This is a genomic window from Leptospira sp. B5-022, from assembly GCF_000347035.1.
GTDB lineage: Bacteria > Spirochaetota > Leptospiria > Leptospirales > Leptospiraceae > Leptospira_B > Leptospira_B cinconiae.
Genome location: NZ_ANIJ01000006.1, coordinates 23,638 through 44,584 on the forward strand (window position 1 = coordinate 23,638; position 20,947 = coordinate 44,584).

Annotated in this window: 15 protein-coding genes; 12 read left to right on the forward strand and 3 right to left on the reverse strand. The window is 40.8% G+C overall.

Annotated features, from left to right (window positions below; genetic code table 11):
- Positions 1–57: 57 nt before the first annotated feature.
- Entirely contained in the window at positions 58–393 is a 336-nt protein-coding gene (locus LEP1GSC192_RS00780) for an NHL repeat protein (RefSeq protein ID WP_020768454.1), read from the forward strand.
- Positions 394–396: 3 nt separating this feature from the next.
- On the opposite strand, the gene LEP1GSC192_RS00785 is transcribed toward LEP1GSC192_RS00780, so the two are convergent.
- Positions 397–1,575, reverse strand: coding sequence for a hypothetical protein (locus tag LEP1GSC192_RS00785; RefSeq protein WP_020768120.1), 1,179 nt, complete (start codon positions 1,573–1,575; stop codon positions 397–399).
- A 243-nt stretch (positions 1,576–1,818) separates the two neighbouring features.
- Here LEP1GSC192_RS00785 and LEP1GSC192_RS00790 point away from each other — a divergent pair, with 243 nt between their 5' ends.
- Entirely contained in the window at positions 1,819–3,417 is a 1,599-nt protein-coding gene (locus LEP1GSC192_RS00790) for a Na+/H+ antiporter (RefSeq protein ID WP_020768059.1), read from the forward strand.
- An 89-nt stretch (positions 3,418–3,506) separates the two neighbouring features.
- Here LEP1GSC192_RS00790 and LEP1GSC192_RS00795 read toward each other — a convergent pair whose 3' ends face one another.
- A complete protein-coding gene (locus LEP1GSC192_RS00795; RefSeq protein ID WP_020768216.1) occupies positions 3,507–4,472 on the reverse strand; it encodes a lipin/Ned1/Smp2 family protein in 966 nt (321 codons plus the stop codon).
- Between the two features lie 284 nt (positions 4,473–4,756).
- The gene (locus tag LEP1GSC192_RS00800; RefSeq protein ID WP_020768475.1) at positions 4,757–5,467 is read right to left on the reverse strand and encodes a lysozyme inhibitor LprI family protein; all 711 of its coding nucleotides are present in this window, start codon (positions 5,465–5,467) and stop codon (positions 4,757–4,759) included.
- A gap of 459 nt (positions 5,468–5,926) precedes the next feature.
- On the opposite strand from LEP1GSC192_RS00800, the gene LEP1GSC192_RS00805 reads away from it, so the two are divergent.
- The 10 genes from LEP1GSC192_RS00805 to LEP1GSC192_RS00850 all read left to right on the forward strand — a co-directional run bounded on the left by LEP1GSC192_RS00805 (position 5,927) and on the right by LEP1GSC192_RS00850 (position 20,943).
- A complete protein-coding gene (locus LEP1GSC192_RS00805; protein WP_020768292.1) occupies positions 5,927–7,240 on the forward strand; it encodes a glycosyltransferase family 4 protein in 1,314 nt (437 codons plus the stop codon).
- The gene (locus LEP1GSC192_RS00810) at positions 7,237–8,478 is read left to right on the forward strand and encodes a glycoside hydrolase family 57 protein (protein ID WP_020768099.1); all 1,242 of its coding nucleotides are present in this window, start codon (positions 7,237–7,239) and stop codon (positions 8,476–8,478) included. The genes LEP1GSC192_RS00805 and LEP1GSC192_RS00810 overlap by 4 nt, the downstream gene beginning before the upstream one ends.
- A 12-nt stretch (positions 8,479–8,490) precedes the next feature.
- Complete coding sequence (glgX, locus tag LEP1GSC192_RS00815; RefSeq protein ID WP_020768175.1) at positions 8,491–10,683, forward strand: glycogen debranching protein GlgX; 2,193 nt, start codon at positions 8,491–8,493, stop codon at positions 10,681–10,683.
- A 3-nt stretch (positions 10,684–10,686) separates the two neighbouring features.
- Positions 10,687–12,813, forward strand: a complete 2,127-nt coding sequence (gene malQ / locus LEP1GSC192_RS00820) for a 4-alpha-glucanotransferase (protein ID WP_020768259.1) — start codon at positions 10,687–10,689, stop codon at positions 12,811–12,813.
- Positions 12,800–15,289, forward strand: coding sequence for a glycogen/starch/alpha-glucan phosphorylase (locus LEP1GSC192_RS00825; protein ID WP_020768075.1), 2,490 nt, complete (start codon positions 12,800–12,802; stop codon positions 15,287–15,289). The genes malQ and LEP1GSC192_RS00825 overlap by 14 nt, the downstream gene beginning before the upstream one ends.
- A gap of 111 nt (positions 15,290–15,400) precedes the next feature.
- Positions 15,401–15,784, forward strand: coding sequence for a DUF302 domain-containing protein (locus LEP1GSC192_RS00830; RefSeq protein ID WP_036088632.1), 384 nt, complete (start codon positions 15,401–15,403; stop codon positions 15,782–15,784).
- Positions 15,785–15,908: 124 nt separating this feature from the next.
- Positions 15,909–18,044, forward strand: coding sequence for an ammonium transporter (amt, locus tag LEP1GSC192_RS00835; protein WP_020768287.1), 2,136 nt, complete (start codon positions 15,909–15,911; stop codon positions 18,042–18,044).
- Positions 18,045–18,113: 69 nt separating this feature from the next.
- A complete protein-coding gene (locus tag LEP1GSC192_RS00840; RefSeq protein ID WP_020768516.1) occupies positions 18,114–18,464 on the forward strand; it encodes a DUF3147 family protein in 351 nt (116 codons plus the stop codon).
- 11 nt (positions 18,465–18,475) lie between these two features.
- Positions 18,476–19,324, forward strand: a complete 849-nt coding sequence (locus LEP1GSC192_RS00845) for a phosphotransferase family protein (RefSeq protein ID WP_020768445.1) — start codon at positions 18,476–18,478, stop codon at positions 19,322–19,324.
- The gene (locus LEP1GSC192_RS00850) at positions 19,321–20,943 is read left to right on the forward strand and encodes a glycerol-3-phosphate dehydrogenase/oxidase (protein WP_020768045.1); all 1,623 of its coding nucleotides are present in this window, start codon (positions 19,321–19,323) and stop codon (positions 20,941–20,943) included. The genes LEP1GSC192_RS00845 and LEP1GSC192_RS00850 overlap by 4 nt, the downstream gene beginning before the upstream one ends.
- Positions 20,944–20,947 lie beyond the last annotated feature (4 nt).

The window sequence follows — 20,947 nt, forward strand, 5'->3', positions numbered from 1 at the left end:
CCCTTCTCTGCTTGAACGAATCCGGTATGGATCGAAAAATGAAATGTATTTCGTAGAGTGTATTTTTCCCTACTGCGGAAAGTCTTCTTCATACAATGCGGGGCAATTCCTACTGAAAATCCTTGCGACCCTTCTATTGATACTTATTTCAAAAATCAGATCATCAAATATTTTTTAAATGATACTAGTTCAACTTGTTCCTTAGCCGGAAACGAATGTAATGTCCCGAAGAAAGGAGAAGCTGCTAAGATCGTTTTTGGCCAGGCAGATTTTGTAAGTAATACTTCCGGTACAGGAGATAACCAATTTGGACCGTCCGGTATTGTATTGGATCGCCAAGGAGGAGTCTGGGTTGCAGACTCTACAAATAATAGAGTCCTATTCTTCCTTTAGTTCCTAGTTCAATCCTGCTCTAACGTAATTCCGGATATGAGAACCGACACCTTTCATGTGTTCGGAAATCGTTGAATCTAGATCTCCCAAAAACTTTTGATTGATCGCAGGTAAAAGTTTCCCTTCCGAAAATCCATTCAACAGATTCGATTCGTCAATTAAAGTATCGATCCGATCGGAAAGATCGTAACTTTGTTTGGCTACCATATTAACTAAATAGGAATTGTCGTATTTTCCGTAATTATTATCCAGATCGGTTTGTCTCAAATTTACAATGAATGGATGAGTGAAATTTTTAGTTCGATATGCATTTCGTAATGTACTAAAATGATATTTTTCTATGGTGGTATGTCGGCTGGAGATCCTATCAATTGTTTCGTTTTTAGCGGTTTCGAAACCAAGGATCGCTTTTAGATTGATCCAAAGCATACTGATCGTCCCAAAATTCGGGAGAACTCTGGAGTGATAGGGTTGTGTAAGATCGGCAACATAATGCATCCCCCAACCTAAAAACCTATATCCCCAATAGGAATGTCCCGTTTGAAAAGCAAAACGGGAAAGTGTCATAAACTGAAATACTCTGTATTTTGGATAGGTCCGGGTTAAAAATCCAGCCGCGGCAAAAATGATAGGAGATTCGTGGTAATAACCTATATGAAACGGAACCTGGGTTGCATAATAGATCTTAGGATCACCGAAAGACTGTATTCCAAAACCGTACTCTTTTCCGAAACTTTCTCCATTATCCTCGAATAGGTTTAGATCTAATCCGAAATCCGGTTCGTCACCTGCGGTTGCAAGAACTTCGATAGGACTTACAAGTTCTCCAATTCGAATATCATAAAATTCGTAATCTTCCTTGAGATCCCTTTTTCCGTTGAGACTGACCGTGTTCGGATCTGATTTTTTTCCGGGCATGGGGTTTCCTGGAAGATTTTGCAAAAAATAACCTAACGGTGTTCCGGTGTTCACCCTGAGCGCTCGTAGAAACTGATTTCGGATCGTCTTTCTATCTCCACCTTTGAATCCAAGAGCCTCCGGAAGTGGGGCGTTTGTATCGTAGCTAAGATTCGCTTCCTTCTCCATATCCCTCATAAGAGGGATCAGTTTGTCCTGTTCTTTCAGTAAAAAGTCTTCTAGTGATTCTACTTTTACTTTAGGAGCGGATACCAATTCAGGCATAACTTCGAGAGCCGGTCGATTGAATAGAAAATGATTCCACCATGCTTCTGCGGGTGTGGCGAATAGACAAAGTGAGGCGATGAAAATTAGACTAGAGTAATATTTGAGCACACCAAAGAATTCAGGATCAGCAAGAGAAGTCAACAGCAAACTGCCAAAGAGAAAAATACTAGATTGTAAAGTAGTTGAGTGGATGAAAAGGTTTATGATGATCTGTAAAATCTCTCTCTCAAACAGGAAAAGATGGAAAATATCCTAGTCGAATATGTATATCTGATTTTGATCATTCTTGGATTGGTTGTGATTGCCGATAGACTAGGGCTTGCGTATCCGATCGTTTTATTGATCGGTGGTCTTGTTGTTAGCGCTATTCCATTTTTCCAAAATATTACTATCACGCCCGAACTTGTTTTTCTAATTTTTCTTCCTCCACTACTTTACGAAGCTGCTTGGCAAATTTCTTGGAAAGAATTTTGGAAATGGAGGAGGATCATCGCAGGTTTTGCGTTTCCGATCGTGATCATTACTTCTTGTGCGATTGCATTGATTTCCACTTCTCTCATTCCGGGATTTACTTTAGCGATCGGATTTTTATTAGGAGGGATTATCTCTCCTCCCGATTCTATATCTTCCGTTACTATCATGAAACAAACAAAGGCTCCTAAGTCCGTTGTGAGTATCGCAGAAGGAGAAAGTTTATTGAACGATGCTTCTTCTTTGATCGTTTTCCGTTTTGCATTGGCGGCTGCAGTCACCGGACAATTTTATCTACAAGAAGCTGCAATCAGTTTTATTTGGGTGGTAATCGCCGGTTCATTGATCGGTCTAACGGTAGGACTTGTATTCTATGGGATCCATCGTTGGCTTCCTCTTACGCCGAGTATAGAGATCGTTTTAACTTTTGTGACTCCGTATTGTATGTATTACATGGCGGAACATTTTCATGTTTCCGGAGTTCTTGCTGTGGTCTGTGGCGGGCTACTTCTGTCTAGCAAACGCCAAAGTTTATTGAGTTATGCGAGCCGTATCCAAGGCGTGAATGTTTGGAATAGTATCGTATTCATTCTAAATGGGCTTATCTTCCTATTGATCGGTTTGCAGCTACCTTCTATCGTAAATCAATTGGGAGATATTAGTATTACCAGTGCAATCGTCTACGGACTGGTGATCTCATTCGCTTTGATCGTCACTAGGATCGTCATCACTCTTTGCACCTCCGGTTTTACTCGCATCATGAGCAATTTTATAGAAGTCACGGAAGTAAATCCGGGATGGAAAATCCCTATCGTTTTAGGATGGGCAGGGATCCGAGGGGTTGTTTCTCTTGCGGCAGCGCTTTCTATTCCGATCTATATAAACGGAGAAACTCCTTTTCCTTATCGGAATTTGATCCTATTTATCACATTCTTAGTGATCTTGACAACTATGATCTTTAACGGACTCACTCTTCCTTGGTTGATACGGAAATTGAACGTAATGGATTTTCAAATTCCCGTTCCGGTCCATAAGCAGGAAGTGATGATCCAAAAAAGATTGGCTTCGGAGTCGTTAAGGTATTTGGAAGAAAAAAATAATACCGGTGCAAAAAAGAATAAACATCTCAAAAATCTGATCTCTCGCTTAAAGACGGAATTGGGATATTTCGAGGAAGAGCTCAAGGGAATGTCCGGCATTCATAGGGGAGAAAGAAAAGAATACGGAGACGTATATTTGGAATTATTACAATTCCAAAGAGATGTTCTAAATGACCTCAATCATGATTCTGGATTCGACGAGGAAGTGATCCGCAAATACCATGCGTTGATCGACATAGAAGAGTATAAGACCAGAGAAAGTGATTGATTATACTTTCTCCGGTATAGGTCTCCGATTTGCCCTAAGTTCGATTGTTTATCTAAACTGGGAGCGGTTCAGCACTTTTTTATACGTTTTTACAAGTAACAAGATGCGGATTGAGGAGTACTTGCGACTACGGTATTATAGTGAAGAGAATAATTACCCGTGATGGACTGTGTTCCTTCTTTCCCTGCATGCTCTCCTATGATCCAAGTATCCGCTTTCGGAATGCCGCCTGCAGCATAAGCCGCAATATCAGTAGTCGCATTTCCGTACGCACGGATAATATCCAAGCCTACGGTATTGCGCAAATAGTTGATATAATCCGTTTTATAAGACTGTACATTCTCGCCCCAATATTCCGAATGAGGATGATAATGCCATGATTTTATCCCCTTTATTGGGAACCATTCGCGTGTATCCTTGGTATTCCAGTAAGGGCGACCGGTCAGATAGACAACCTGATAACCTTTGTTACGATATGCATTTACAGTTTCGGGAGCGTAATAATAAGTATCAGCAATTTTGATGCCGGCATAATCGGCAATAGACTCGAAATCATTCTTGGTTAAGGTTCCATCCACATCGAATAAAACCGTTTGGCGACCGGGATCTGCGACGGTCAAATAACCGTCAGCGCTAGAAAGATCACCTTCCACCACCATACGAACGATATAGTCGCCCGTTGCTCGGACCCCTAAGTTTGCGGTGATCTTTCCGTCACCGTTCGTAGTATACCGACCCACATAATTCCAACCGCTCATAGCGGTTCCGTAAATATAAACATGGATGTATTCACCTTCCAAATCCTTGTGGAATACGGCATCATAGTCGAATTTGCCGACCATAGTTGCATTTGATCCGGATTTTACGATGGTATCATAGACCATATGATACGGTACATATAGACCGGCCAATATCGTATTTCCGAAATTACGGAAACTTCTTTTGGTGGGTTTCGAAAAACTAGGCGGGTTGGAAGGTGTGATGTAGTCCGGACAATCCGCCCAAAGACCGATAGAGAACACACTTAAACACAAGACTAACAAAAAGAATCGCATAGGAATCTCCAAATATTTTTTTCATCTGTAAGCTCGTTCGAAAAAAAGTTGTAATCGGATTACAAAAATTTCCCAAACAGCGGCGAATGTATTGGAGCAGTATAGGTAGAGCAAGAAGAAACTAAAAATATGAGCGTAACAAGAAGTGAAAATATAAAATACGAATCAATGAGCAAAGAGAATGTAATTGTTATAAATAACTTATATATAATTCATATATAAGAAACTTCTAAACAATTAAGATGGTTAGTCGATTTTAGTTAGAAGTCAAACTGTTATGCATTCTATTTTTTTTGTTTAAATTCATATCTATAACTTCCCCCGAAATAAGCCCTTGCTCCGTGATACGCGGAACAAGAAATTTCCTCCACCTCTATCCTATTTTGAAAATATTGGAATTCCAATAAGCAGCAGTCCGGATCTTCCGAATTACATCCTGGTGTGGAAGCCCATATCCATTTAGCTTCTTTGGCCGGAGTCCAATTTCCGCTTACTTCTCCCAGATGAGCAGTAGGACCTCTCACAACCTCCAGAGAAAATTGGATTTCGTTACTCGAGGTATCTCGAAAAAGTTTTAAACTTCCACCGAAGCCATCCGTATAAGAACCAAGTCCTTCTTTAGATACCGTGGAGAATTTCCAAACATGATGTAAATATTTGGTTCTTTCTATAGTAGTCCCAGTCTTGCAGATGATCGTTTCAATCCCAGATTCATCCGAAGAATACATAGGACCTTCACAAATCCCGTCTCTGTATCCGATCCAAAGCACTTGCAATTTTTTTAAATCTTCTTTCTCGGGATCGGATAGACCTTCCCTTATTTTTTTATAAGTAAGGTTCAATTGTTTGTCAGCGACTTGGTACTCGTTCATGTAACATTTTTTCTGATCGTTTTTGTTTTTGATCTTGGAACAAGGATCCGCCGGTTCGGATGTTTTGGATAAAAGGGAAAATGCAAGTAGGAGCAGGGAGGCGGAGGAGAGTAGAAAGCGCATGAAAGGATTTTATTATCCAACGGGAGATGACAATAATTTTCCTCGGCAAAGTGTTTCGTTTTTGTTCCTGATGTTCCGATTGTATAAGACATAATGAAGGTAGTGTCCTGAAAAGAATATCATGTTATTTTTATAATATGGAATAACATAAATTTTGTTTTATTTTTCTCTTTTGTTTGCCGTTTTTCTTTAGTTTTCATGCGAAGTCTTTCCCTTTATCTTTTTCTATTGCGGCCCTATAGTTAAATGGATGTTAGCTGAACTCGAGTGAGAATTGTGCAAGGATTTGATTGTCGGTATCGGTCGTAATTCTCCGTTAGATGAATGTCTATTGGATTCCCTGTGAATTTGTCGTTTCTCGGTTACTTACGTTGTTCGACCTTGTGGGTGTTGACGTTAGTGTAGAGTAAATGTATGATCTTTTGTCACAGGAATTCGGATATTAGGAGGCAAAGGATCATGAGAGATGCGAAAATACTCATGATTGGATGGGAATATCCCCCGAATATCACGGGAGGTCTTGGCGTTGCGTGTAAGGAAATTGCAAAAAATATCGCCTCCTTGGGATATAACGTCGATTTTATCGTTCCTAAACTACACGGAAACGAGGAAGAGATAGATGGTATTCGCCTTTTGGACATTCGAAAGGTTTGGGAACTATTGGGATCGAATGAAAAGGCGGAATTAATCAAAGAGAACGAAACGATTTTAGAAAGTCTTCCTGAAAGGCTTATGTTTTCTCCATATTTTTCTCCCGGGAAAAAGCAAGAAAGATCGCCAGGGATAACTTGGTCTTCCCAATATCCTGAAAATATGACACAAGAGTTGTCTGAAAAAATTCCGGAGATTGCAGGTGGATACGGTCCGGATCTATATTACGATATACGAATGTTTTCAAAGATTGTTTCCCTGTTGGGGGAAAAAATAAGACCGAATATCGTCCATGCGCATGACTGGATGACCTTTCTTGCTGCAAATGAGCTGAAGAGGAAAAAAAATATACCTACGATCCTTCATGTCCACGCTACTGAATTCGATCGATGTGGAGAGAGTGGTAATGAGGAAATCAAGCGGATAGAAAGAGAAGGTTTCGAATCCGCTGATCGTATCGTTTCTGTAAGCGAATATACTAAGAATATAATAAGAGATAAATACGGGATCGATGAAAATAAGATAGATGTCGCGCATAACGGTATTTCCCCTACGGCTGAAGGAAGGGAAAATTGGGGAGAGAATAATATTACAGACCCTATCATATTGTTTTTAGGAAGGATTACTCACCAAAAAGGTCCGGATTATTTTGTAAAGGCCGCCGCAAAGATCGTAAGGGAGGTTCCGAATGTGAAATTTGTCATGGCGGGAAGTGGAGACTTACAGAATCGCATGATAGAATTAGCCGCAGATTTGGGCCTGGGAGGTTATTTCCATTATACCGGGTTTTTAAATGCGGAGAAAGCTCATCGCCTCTACAGTATGTGTTCCGTTTATATAATGCCGTCCGTTTCCGAACCTTTCGGTTTAACGGCGTTAGAAGCAATGTCCCACAATCTACCCGTCATTTTATCTAAACAATCCGGAGTGAGTGAGATCGTTCATCAATGTTTAAAATTTGATTTTTGGGATACGGATAGTCTTGCGGAAAAAGCGATCTCGATCCTGAAATACGGTCCTTTGAGGGAAGAGATCGGAAATCAGGCCAAAGCCGAATCTGAAAGGATCAATTGGATGTCTACCGCCAAAAAAATCGCCCAAGTGTATAGGAGCTTTTTATGATATCTGTGTGCTTTTATTTCGAAGTCCATCAACCGTTTCGTCTTAAACCTTATGATTTTTTCGGAATTGGAAAGGATCATACCTATTTCGACGAGGAGAGAAATAGGCAAATACTCCGAAAGGTATCGGACAAATGTTATATCCCTACGACAAATCTTCTTTTGGACCTTATCCGCGAATTTAAAGAGGATTTTCAGGTAACTTTTTCCATTTCAGGAACGGCTATTGAGCAGTTTAAACTTTGGTATCCGGAAGTTCTAGATCAGTTTAAAAAATTAGCGGATACCGGATATGTGGAATTCCTTTCGGAGACATACTATCATTCCTTATCTAGTCTTTATTCGGAAAAGGAATTTTCGCGTCAGGTATTAAAACATAGAAAAACGATGAAGAAAGAGTTAGGAGTTCTTCCGCAAGCCTTTAGAAATACGGAATTGATATATTCCAATAATATTGCGCGCCTTGTTCGAAAAATGGGTTATACGCTCATGTTAATGGAAGGAGTAGATCGCCTTTTGGGATGGAGAAGTCCAAATTTTATGTACCAATCCAAATCGGAACCTGGTTTGAAACTTCTGACTAAAAATTACCGTTTAAGCGATGACATCGCTTTTCGTTTTTCCGAAAAAAATTGGTCCCATTTTCCTCTGAATACGGAAAAGTTTTCCCGTTGGGTTCATTCCCTTGCCGGTAACGGAAATTGTGTGAACTTGTTTATGGATTTCGAGACATTTGGAGAACACCAATGGGCTGAATCTGGAATATTCGAATTCCTTAAATATCTTCCATCAGCTATCCGTAAACATCCTGATTTCAAATTTAGGACCGTTTCTAATGCAGCGGAACGAAGCCATAGTTTAGGAGAAATTGATACGGAAGAAGCCGTTTCCTGGGCGGATATGGAAAGAGATCTGTCGGCTTGGCTTGGAAATTCAATGCAAAGACAAGCAGTCCAAGCGTTATACGCATTGGAAGATAGAGTTCATTCTACCGGAGACGAAAAGATCATAGATACGTTCGGAAGACTTCAGACTTCGGATCATTTCTATTATATGTGTACGAAATATTTCAACGACGGTGACGTTCATAAATATTTTAGTCCGTACGGATCTCCTTACGAAGCTTACGTTTATTTTATGAATGTTCTTCAAGACTTTAAGCAAAGACTTGATGCCCCAAAATTACATTCAGTTCAGTCAAAAGAAGTTCTCCCTTCCGATTTCGTAACAGCGATATAGATTCGTTTCCGTATGAATCAGATCCGTATCGAAAATGAACGTCCATACCGAGATATGGGACTAAGTTTTGCTCCTGGAAAACCGTACCCTTTGGGTGCAAGTTGGGATGGGAGAGGAGTTAATTTCGCGGTTTACTCAGAATACGCTACGAAAGTGGAAGTCTGTCTTTTTGCGGATTTGCTATCTAAAAAGGAAGAAAAGCGTTTTAGCTTAAGTTCAAGATCGGGGCCTGTTTGGCACGGATATTTTTCCGGCCTTAAACCGGGAGTCTTGTACGGTTATAGGGTTCATGGGCCGTTCGAACCTTGGGAAGGCCATTGGTTCAATCCTTACAAGGTTCTTTTGGACCCGTATGCAAGGTCGATCGCTCGTCTTCCGGTTCTGGATCTTTCTTTATACGCGTATCGTCGGGAAAATTTGGAAAAAATCCCGAAAGAAAGTGACATCTCTATAATGAGTGAAGCGGATAACGCGGCATTCTCTCCTCTTGCTAGAGTGATTGATGAAAGTTTCGATTGGTCGAACGAGCATAAGCCTTCCTATTCCTGGCAAGATACGATCCTATATGAAGCTCATATTAAAAGTATGACTATAAATCATCCGGATATTCCGAAAGATTTACGAGGAACATTTTTGGGATTTTGTTCCGAACCGATACTGAACCATTTAAAAAGTATGGGGATTACTTCCGTCGAACTCTTACCGATCCATCAGTCTTATTCCGGCGCTCGTTTACAGACCTCCGGATTATCCGATTATTGGGGTTATAATACTTTGAACTTTTTCTCTCCGGATATACGTTATGCGCGAAAGGGAGCAGAGGTGGAATTACTCCGGGATTTCAAAACGATGGTAAAAACGTTTCATAGCGCAGGGATCGAGATAATACTCGATGTGGTTTATAATCATACCTGCGAGGAAGATCATTTCGGTCCGAATCTTCATTTTCGCGGTCTATGCAACCGATCGTACTATCGATTAGAAGATCATAAAAAGATGATGTATCGGAATTATTCTGGATGCGGCAATACATTAGATGTTTCTAAGCCGGTTGTGTTGGACCTGATCATCAATAGTCTTAGATATTGGGCCTCGGAAACGCATGTGGACGGATTTAGATTCGATTTAGCGGCAAGTTTGATCCGCGGGAGCGATGGACTTCCCGAATCCTTTCCTTCTTTTATCGCCGCATTAAAACGGGATCCGCTTCTTTCGGAACTCAAACTAATTGCGGAACCTTGGGACTTGGAAGGGAATTTTCAGGACCGTTTTCCTTCGCCATGGAGGGAATGGAGCGATACTTTTCGGGATTCCGTTCGTAAATTTTGGAATTCAGGTGATGTTGATTCTAAAGAAATACTTGGTCATTTAGGACAGAGAAGACTTACACCGGAAACTACGAAGGATCTTCCGTTTGAAAAATTAAATTTTATTACCTGTCACGACGGGTTTACACTACAGGATTTGGTATCGTACAACGGAAAACATAACGAAAAAAACGGAGAAAATAACAGGGACGGTGCCGATCAGAATTACTCTTGGAATTGCGGCGAAGAGGGGCCTACACATAACGAAGATATTCTCTCTATGAGAGAAAGACAAAAAAGGAATCTGATCTCTAACCTTTTACTGTCTTCCTCTGTCCCGATGCTTTCGGGAGGAGACGAGCTTTCCAGAACTCAAAAAGGAAATAACAACGCATATTGCCAAGATAATAATATTAATTTTTACGACTGGGAATCGGATGCGGAAAAAGAGGATTTTTTTGCGTTCGTAAACTATTTGATCCGGTATAGAAAATCCAATCCTATATTTGGAAAAATTGATACGTTAATCTCGGATGATAATTCTCTTCTCTGGAAATCGATCGTTAGCGATGAGAATGGAGTCGAAATTTCCGATCCGTCGTTTGCAAGAAGCGGATCTTATCCGATTTCCTGGTATGCCCGTTTTAGAAAGACGGATCTTAAGAATATTATGCGGGAAACCGATTCGGAGATCGGCTTTATCCTTCTTTTGAATCCAACGGACAAGGAAGTGAAGTTCGTCTTTCCGGAGTCCAGCATCGGTTCTCCTTTGTGTAAAGTAATAGATACCTCCGAAAAAACTTTTTCCAACCGGAAGGAAATTCTTCTTTCTTCTTATATAGCACAACCTAAGTCGCTAGTCCTTTTCGAAGAACCTGGATCAGTGCTTAACGGATAATCTATGGAAACGGATCGGGAGAAAATCTGGAATAAATTGGGACTAGTACCTAAATACTATGATCTCGATGGGAAACTTCACGAATTAGATGAAAGATCCGCATTGGGACTGTTGACCGCGTTGGGATGGGAAGAACAAGAGGCAAGAGACCCGAAAAAACTTCTGGCTATGATCCGACTTTCCGACTCATCGCGACTTTTGGATCATATTTATTTTTCAAGCGGAGAAGATAAGGAAAGATGGATCCGATTCCGATGGCCATATCTGCATTTTCCTGAGGATTGTTTTTTGAAGATAGAAAAAGAGAACGGGAAAACGGAAGAGTTCCCTCTTGAGCTATCCGAGCCGGATAACACGGAGGAAGAACTGCCTCGAAAAAAATTTGTATATAAAATAAGGATCAACGATCGGATCGAATTCGGATATCATAAATTATCTATTCATAATGTTCCTGGCAGGTTCGAAGGTCTTTCTTCCGTTTTGGTGGTTCACCCGGAAAAATGTTATTCTGTAGAAGAAAATAGAAAGAAGTTGGGTATTTCAGTCCAATTATATGCAATCCGTTCGGAAATGAACGACGGTATCGGAGATTTTCACGACCTCTATATTTTAGCGGATTATTGTTCCGATTCAGGCTATAAGGTCCTCTCCATCAACCCGCTACATTTTCCATATCCGATCCCCACTCGCGATTTTAGCCCGTATTTTTCCTGGAATAGGTTTTTTAAAGACTATTTATACGTTCATTTGCCTTGGGTGTTCGAAGATCTGGATCTTCCGGATACATCAAAAAGATATTTCGGAGAGAGGGCAAAATTTCACAAAAAAGAAACCTCGGGAAAATACATAAATTTCGAATCGGTCCACGAATTTAAATTAGGATATTTATACCAAGCTTATTTGGAATTTATCTCTTCTTCAGATCCGAAATCAAAAAAAGACAAGAGGGAATTTTCGAATTTCGTTTCTGAACAAGGAGAACTTCTTTTTTCTCACGCATACTGGACCGAAAAATTATCGGGAGCTAGTTTCTACGAAAGGAAATCCCTAAACTCGCATAAGAAATCCGAAACAAACAAAAAGACCCACGACAGAGAGGAGTATATTGATTTCATCTATTTTCTCTCCTGGGTAACCGAGACACAATGGAGAAGGATACAGGAATATTTTAAAAAAAGGAAGGTATTATTATTCGGAGATTTGGCAGTGGGCTCGGATCCGAACGGACCGGAGGTCAGAAGTTTTTCTATGGACTTTGCGTCTTCAACGAAAGTGGGGGCTCCTTCCGATCTATTTTCGCCTACCGGTCAGAATTGGGGGATCCCTCCTTCGATCCCTCGCAGGATGATAGAGACCCGTTTCGATCATTTTATCAAATTGGTCCGAAACAATATGATCGAGAGCGGAATGTTAAGGATCGATCATGCTCTCGGATTGTTCCGTCTATATTGGATTCCTCAAGGTTCCAAAGGGGGGTACGTATCTTATCCGGCAGAACATTTGTTAAAGATCTTAGCTCTCGAGAGCCATAGGAAACGTTGCGTTCTAGTCGCCGAAGATCTGGGAAATGTTCCTTATGAAATTAAGGAAAAACTAATGGATTTCGGATTGTATTCCTTTCGCGTTCTATACTTCGAACAACGTCAGGGAGAAGGATTTATTCCTCCCAACGATTATCCACTCAAATCCGTTTCCGTTCATAATACCCACGACCTTCCCACCTTGAAGGGATATTGGAACGGATTTGATATAGAATTTAGAAAGAGAACTTCGATTTGGGACGAGGAGACTGCGAAAGTTTTTTCCACCAGTAGGGAAAGGGAGAAAAGGGAAATTTTGGACCTCTTAAATAGGGAGAATATCCGGATCGGGGAGGAAAACGGGAAGGATTTCGAAATTTCATTTAGAGACGGTATGTTCGAACTTTTGGGAAGAACGTCGTCGGAATATTCTATATTCTCACTTCATGATATTCTAATGGAAGAAGAACAGACGAATTTCCCCGGGACTAGCGAGGAATATCCGAATTGGAAGATCCGCTATTCGAAGGATCTGAAGGAACTGGTTTTGTATAGGGGATATCCCGCCGATATTTCAAATTTGGGAGTGAAAGGATATGGAAACTACTGAACGTCGGAAAATTTTGGACCTGTTCGAGCGAGATGTGAAGATGGGAGTGGATTCTCTTGGCTCTACCATCGTTAAAAAACTGGAATACGAACTCGGAAAATATAAGAACAATACGTACAAAGAGGATATCTATCGGGCCTTAGCGATGAGCTTAAGGGATATACTTATCAGCAGGTGGAATGAAATTCAGGAACAATATAGGAGTAAGAAGGTTCGAAAAGTATATTATCTTTCGATTGAATATCTGCTCGGAACGTTACTGAGAACCAATCTGGCAAGTCTCCAGATGAAAAATACCGCTGAAAAAGCTTTGCAGAGTCTCGGATATGAACTTTCGGAAGTCGCTGAAAACGAACCTGATGCAGCCTTGGGGAATGGCGGTTTGGGAAGATTGGCCGCTTGCTTTTTGGATTCGCTTGCAACGTTGAATTTTCCCGCTCAAGCGGCAGGTATCCGTTACGAATACGGGATTTTTAGACAAGAGATCCGAAACGGATTCCAGAGAGAGTATCCGGAGAACTGGTTGAACCAGGATAATCCTTGGGAGATTGCAAGAATGGATCTTGTATATCCCGTTCAGTTTTACGGGCAGATCAAGACGGATATCGATCATAAAGGTTGTTCGTTTTGTATTTGGGATCCTAAGGAAGTCGTACTTGCTGAAGCGTATGATGTTTTCATTCCGGGATTTAAGACGAATTCAGTCATCAATCTTAGGCTTTGGAAGGCAAAGTCTAGTAGGGAATTTAACCTAGACTATTTTAATCACGGGGATTATTTGAGAGCCATCGAAGACAAACAAAAGTCTGAGAATATCTCTAAGGTCCTTTATCCCAACGATAGCATAGAACAAGGGAGAGAATTGAGATTAAAGCAGGAATATTTTTTGGTAAGCGCGACTCTACAGGACGCCTTAGCACAATTTATTTCGGAAGAGGGGATCAAATGGGAGAATCTTCCTCGTAGGCTCATCTTTCATCTGAATGATACTCATCCTACCTTAGCGATCCCTGAATTTATGCGTTTGTTAATCGACGGGTATTCCATGGCTTGGGACCAAGCATGGGATTATACGACTCAATGTTTTGCATATACGAATCATACCATCATGCCGGAAGCATTGGAAAGTTGGACGGTGGATTTGATGGAAAATGTGTTACCTAGACATCTTCAGCTTATATACGAGATCAATTTCAATTTTCTGCAAGAACTTAGAAGGAAGAACGTTTCCGAAGATATTGTACGTAAGGTTTCCATTATAGAGGAAGGAAACCCGAAAAGGATCCGAATGTCCCATTTAGCGGTGGTAGCTTCTAAAAGTGTTAACGGGGTAGCAAAATTGCACACCGAAATCCTGAAGACCAATATATTTCCAGAATTCTATTCGTTGTTTCCGGAAAAATTTCATAATATAACTAACGGAGTCGCACATAGACGTTGGCTCCTTACTGCAAATCCTAAACTTTCGGATCTAATAACGGATAATATCGGAGATGGTTGGCAAAAGGATCTTTCTAATATATCGGAATTGGAAAAGTATTCGGGAGATAAGGAATTTAGACAGGAATGGGCTAAGATCAAAAAGGAAAATAAGGAATTTCTATCTAATTTTACTCTGAACACTTTAGGATTAAGGATCGATCCGAATTCCATATTCGATGTCCAGATAAAAAGAATACATGAATATAAACGGCAACTTTTGAATGTTTTGCGTATCGTGTACGACTATCAAAGGATCAAGGAAAATCCTTCCGGCCTTTACGCTCCTAGAACGGTCTTCTTTTCGGGAAAAGCCGCCCCGGGATATCGTAAAGCAAAGTTGATCGTCAAATTGATCCATTCTGTCGGAAATGTCGTGAATTCGGATCCGCAAGTGAATCGGCTTCTTAAAGTCGTATTTCTTCCAAATTTTAATGTGGGTCTGGCTGAGAAAATTATTCCAGCCGCAGATTTGTCCGAACAGATCTCTTGTCCGGGAACCGAAGCTTCCGGAACCGGAAACATGAAGTTCATGTTAAACGGAGCGCTTACCGTGTGTACATTAGATGGAGCTAATTTGGAAATTTTGGAAACTGTGAAGGATGAAAATATCTATGTATTCGGACATACTGTAGATGAGCTGAAAGAACTCAAGAATTCCGGCTACGATCCACTCATGATCTATAATACTGATCCTGCGATCATGAACGTTTTGAACGCAGTTCGAAAAGGTTTCTTTCTGAAGGAAGCTAAAGACCTTTTTAAGGATTTGGTGGACGAACTTCTGTTACGAGGAGATGCGTATTATTTGCTCGCGGATTTCCACTCTTACATAAACGTCCAAGATAGAATTTCAAAGGATTATTTACATTCCGAAGATTGGACAAGACGAACGATCATAAATGCGGCAAGGGCCGGAAATTTTTCCTCCGACAGAACGGTCTTGGAATATGTTCAAAAGATCTGGAAGTTGAAAAAGTATATTCCTTCCGACTGAGGAATTTTTGAGGATAAAAAGAATAAATTCTATATACCCCATAGGGTATTATTACTTTTGAATAGTCTAATCAGTAAGGCCCTGGAACCGGGGATAAATGGAGACAGATTTATGAAATATATCGTTGAGTCGGCCAAGAGTGTGGAGCAAGCTTCTTTGGATTTGCAGAAGAACGTAGCCGAGGCGAAATATGGAGTGTTACATGTTCACGACCTCAAGGAAACTATGAAAAAGAAAGGGGTCGAATTTCCGGAAGAATGCCGAATTTTCGAAGTTTGCAACCCGCTCCGTGCGAGTAAAGTGCTAAGCGAGGATATGGAGATGAATTTCGCGCTACCTTGCCGGATCTCCGTTTACACTGATCATGGGAAAACTAAGATTGGAATGATCAGACCCGAACCCCTTTTGCGGACTTTGTCCGACTCGAAAGTTTTGGCACAAGAGGCAAGAGAGGTCGAATCGGATTTGATTCGAATTATCCAATCTAGTAAGTAAACTTTTAGTTAGATCTTAAATCCGAAAATAGACATCCCTTAAGGAGTTATTGTTCGAGCAAACATCCTAAGAATATAAACTATTCTTGCCAATTCGCTTATCATATCCTGAAATAAGAAATTCGATGCCTAAAACGAGTTTCGATATTCTTTGGATCATTCTTTCTTCCGGATTGGTGTTTTTCATGCAGGCCGGATTTTTATGTTTAGAATCCGGCCTGACTCGAACCAAGAACTCGATCAATGTAGCAATTAAGAATATTACGGATTTCGGAATTGCTACTCTGGTTTTCTACTCGATAGGATTCGGGCTTATGTTCGGAACGACCTTTTACGGTTGGATCGGAAAGGATATGTTCTTTCCTGATTTTTCAAGAACAAGTCCGGAAACTTCCGTTTTCTTTTTATTCCAACTCATGTTCTGCGGAACTGCTGCCACAATTGTTTCCGGAGCCGTCGCGGAAAGAATGAAGTTCGGCGCTTATATCATCGTGACCACCATCATCTCTTCCTTGATCTATCCGATTTTTGGTCATTGGGTTTGGGGAAGAGACCTACAAGACTGGAACCGATTTACTGGTTGGCTTTCTCATCTTGGGTTTATGGACTTCGCAGGTTCCACTGCGGTACACAGTGTAGGCGGATGGGTCGGACTTTCCGCGATGATTCTCATCGGGAATCGAACGGGTAAATACGGTAAGGATGGATCCGTCCGAAAGATCACGGGGCATAATCTGCCTCTCGCGATGCTTGGTACATTGATCCTTTGGTTCGGTTGGATCGGTTTTAATGGGGGAAGCACTCTTGCATTCAACTCGGAAGTGCCAAAGATCATCGCAAATACTATGTTTGCCGCTTCCGGAGGAATGGCTTCCAGTTTGATCTATGGCTGGATCCGTTTAAAATATGCAGAAGCCACACTTCCTTTAAACGGCACCTTGGCGGGGCTTGTGGCAATCACCGCTCCTTGTAACGTTGTCAATTCCGTAGAATCGCTTCTGATCGGACTAATTGCAGGAATTTTAATGTTCGAAGCGGGAGTCGTATTAGATAAGCTTAAATTAGACGATGCGGTAGGGGCCATTCCTGTCCATCTTGTTTCCGGGATCTGGGGCACTTTGGCCGTTGGATTTTTCGGGGATCTTTCTATTTTAGGAACGGGGTTGGATAGAACTACTCAGATCCTTGTGCAGTTGCTTGGAGTGATTTCTTGTGCGATCCTTTCTTTTGGAGTTAGTTATCCGCTTCTTTCTGTAATTCATCGTTTTTATAGCCTGAGAGTTTCTCCCCAAAATGAATACCAAGGTTTGAATTATACGGAGCATAGGGCCACCACGGAGTTGATTGATCTGTTTATGGAAATGGAATACCAAAAGCAGACAGGGGATCTAAGCCAGGATCTTTCTATAGAACCGTTTACGGAAGTGGGACAGATCGCAGAAAGGTATAATTTGGTTCTGGATAAGATCCGAACCAATATTAAAGAAAAGGAAACTTTAGCTATAGAACTGGAGCATAATCTCAGTTTACTCCAAAGCGATCTATCCACCGCCCGAAAGATCCAATCAGGCATCATTTCTCAAGAAGATAAACTCACAGGAGAATTAGAGATTACTGTTAGATACCTTCCTCTGACGGAAGTGGGAGGGGATTTTTTCGATATTATGGAGCTTCGTCCCGGGCTCACTCGGGTGTTTCTTGCGGACGCTACGGGACATGGTGTGCAAGCGGCACTATTGACAATGGCGATCAAAGCGATTTATGAATCCTTAAAGCGTGGGATCTATAGTGTGACCGAAATTTTATATCATTTGAACAATGAGTTCTTGCATACATTCAAAAATTTGAATCAATTCTTTACATGTATCGTGGTCGATATTGATACGAATCTAAATTTGATCCGGTATTCTTCCGCAGGACATGTGCCTCAATATCTGATCCAAGGACAAGAAATACACTCTTTGGAAAAAACAGGAAGGATCATGGGCGTGATCCCGAATACTAAATACACTTCTAACGAGATGAAGTTTACCCAAGATTCTAAACTAATACTTTTTACGGATGGTCTTTTCGAACAATGGAATTCTAATAAAGAGGAATTCGGAGAAGGTAGGGTGGAGGAGATCGTGGGGAATTTGAAAGGAATTCCTATGGGACAAGGGATCGATCAAATATTAAATAAGTTGGATGAATTCTTGTCTGGATCTCCTAAACAAGATGATATTTCCGTTCTAGGAATTAGTAGAAAATCCAAAAAATAGAATTTCACTTTTCATTTATAAACTTGTGAAAAATCCGTAAGTTGTTACTTTGATACTTCTCAAGATCCTATGTTATATCTTATCTTTAAATATGCTGTGACTTCCGCATTGGTGGTATTAATTTCGGAAATCGCTCGAAGGAACGATCGTTTAGGTGCTTTGATCGCTTCTCTTCCTTTGGTAACCATATTGACCTTGCTTTGGCTACAATTCGAAAAAACGGAACCGGAGAAGATCTCCAATCATGCATATTACACTTTTTGGTTTGTGATCCCTACTTTACCTATGTTCTTGGTATTTCCTAAACTGCATTCTACATTCGGTTTTTGGTCTGCGCTTGGTTCTTCTTTAGTCTTAACCGTTTTACTTTTTATTTCTTTTAATTACGTTCTTGAAAAATTCGGTATCAAACTTATTTAGAGAAGAGAATCATGCCCGCTAAAAAAACAAACAGACCCAGTCCTGGAAATTCATTAGCAATCGGTAGGTCCGCGGAAATTTTGGAATATGGACCAAGCAAGATCCTGAAATTATTTTTTAAGGATACCCCTTCCTCCGAAGTAGACACGGAATATTCTAATTCCAAAATCGCCTTTTCTGCAGGCACTACTTCTATGAAATGTCATGAGAAGGTCAAGATCGGAGATAGGCAAGGATTGGTCTTTGATAGATTGGATGGGATTTCTCTCACTAAACTTCCGGACAAAAAACCTCTGACTTTTTTTAGTCTTTCTACAATACTCGCTGACCTTCATCTGGATTTGCATAATAAAAAAACCAAAAAAATGAAGGATGTAAGATCGGAAGCGGTTAAAACTCTCTCTAGAGAGCCGCTTTCTTTCTTAAGTAAAGAAGAGAAGAAGACTGCAAAACAATTATTGGAGTCTTTGCCCGACGGCTCTTCCGTATTACATCTGGATTTTCATCCGGAAGACGTGGTCGTAACAAAGGAATCCTACGTGATCATAGATTGGATGACCGCTTTAAAAGGAGATCCTGCGGCGGATGTAGCCTCTACCGTTTTTCTATTCCAAGACGCGGAACTTTGGCCTGGGACTCCTTTCTTAAAGATCCTATTCTATACGGTGGTACGAAAGTTCATCTTAAAAGGTTATTTAAAACGGTATCTTTCCGTTTCCGGAATGGATTGGAAGGAAGTGGAAAGATGGAGACTTCCTATATTAATTTTTCGTTTAGGACTTTGGAATATAGAAAGTGAAAGACCTGCTCTTCAGAAAGAGATCAGAGAGATTATTACCTCTTCTAAGGCAGGTAAATGAGTCCTCAAAAATTGGAACGATTTATCGAAAAACTAGGCGAGGAAGCTCTTTTTGACCTATTGATCATAGGTGGTGGGATCACCGGTTCTGCCTTGGCTTATGAAGCGGCCAGCAGAGGACTTTCCGTTGCTTTGGTAGAAAAGGAAGATTTCGGCGGAGCAACATCATCTGCCACAGGGAAGCTGATCCACGGTGGTTTAAGATATTTAAAACGTTTCGATCTGTCCTTAGTCAGAGAGGCGCTTAAGGAAAGAAGGATCTTGTCTAATATCGCTCCGAACTTGGTATATCCTTATCCGATGATCCTTCCGGATCCAGGTCTTTTGGAAAGAGTCGGTCTATTCGTATACGATCTACTTTCTTTTGATCGAAATTGGACCTGGGACAGATCCAAAAAGATCCCTGCGCATAAAATCCTTTCTAAAAAAGAGATCAAAAATCGCGGTTTGGCTATGGACTCCGCGATCTATTTTTACGATTGTATCATGCCGAATCCCGAAAGATTGACTCTTGCATTTCTGAAATCGGCAGTACAAGAAGGCGCATCCGTTTCCAATTATACAAAAGCGGAAGAATTGATCTTCGAAGGGAACCGGGTTATAGGCGCTGTTGTTCAGGACGTCATTCATAATAAAAATGTAAAATTAAAAGCTTCCGTAATTGTGAACGCATCCGGGCCTTGGAGCCAGGATTTTTTGAATGGGACTAAAAAGATAAAAGTCCCTGTCCCTAAAACAAGATCTGAAGGGATTTATCTCATCACTAAAAAATACTTTGATACAATGGTGCTCCATGTGGGGAAAAAAGGCCATTTCAGTTTCGCTCCTTGGAGAGGAAAGAATATGATTGGCCCCACGGAAAAAGCCTATTATGGTCCTGTGGAAGATTGGAAACTTTCTTCTGAAAGTATTTTAGAATTTTTGGAATATATCAATTCTTCCGGTTTACTTTCCGAAAAGCTGGAATTAAAGGACGTTGAGTTTGCTTACGGCGGGCTTAGGCCGCTTGCGGAAACTGGAGGAGAAGATAAGGAAACGTATTCTGCTTCCAGAAAATCCGAATTACAAGATCATTCTAAGGACAGGATAGAGGGACTGATCAGTGCAGGCGGTGGAAAATATACTACCAGCAGACATTTTGCGGAGAAAATATTCAAACTCATCCGAAAGAAATCCTCTAAAAAAGTAGGGCCGAACGTTTCTAAGAAGAAATTCCTAAAAGGTTGCGAGATTCCTGATATACAATCTTATTTAGAAAAAGCTAAAACTTCTCATCCTGATTTTCCTAAAAATACAATAGAGTATCTGGTCCGTCATTATGGAACGGAATACGAGTCCATTCTGGAGTTAGCGGATTCTTCCGGACAATTATCGGAAGTATTGGACGAAGACGGAGAATTGGCAGCCCAGGTTCTGTATGCGATCCGTTTCGAAATGGCGATGAACTTGCAGGATATTTTTTTGAGAAGGACCGGACTTGGTACTGTTGGACTTCCAACCGACGAGGTGATTTCTAAAGTAGTAGAGATCGCAGGTAAAGAGTGGAGATGGACTAATGAAAAAAAATCGGAAGAGATCCAAAAACTAAAAAGAAGACTGAAAGTCCCTGTTTCATTTTAAGCTC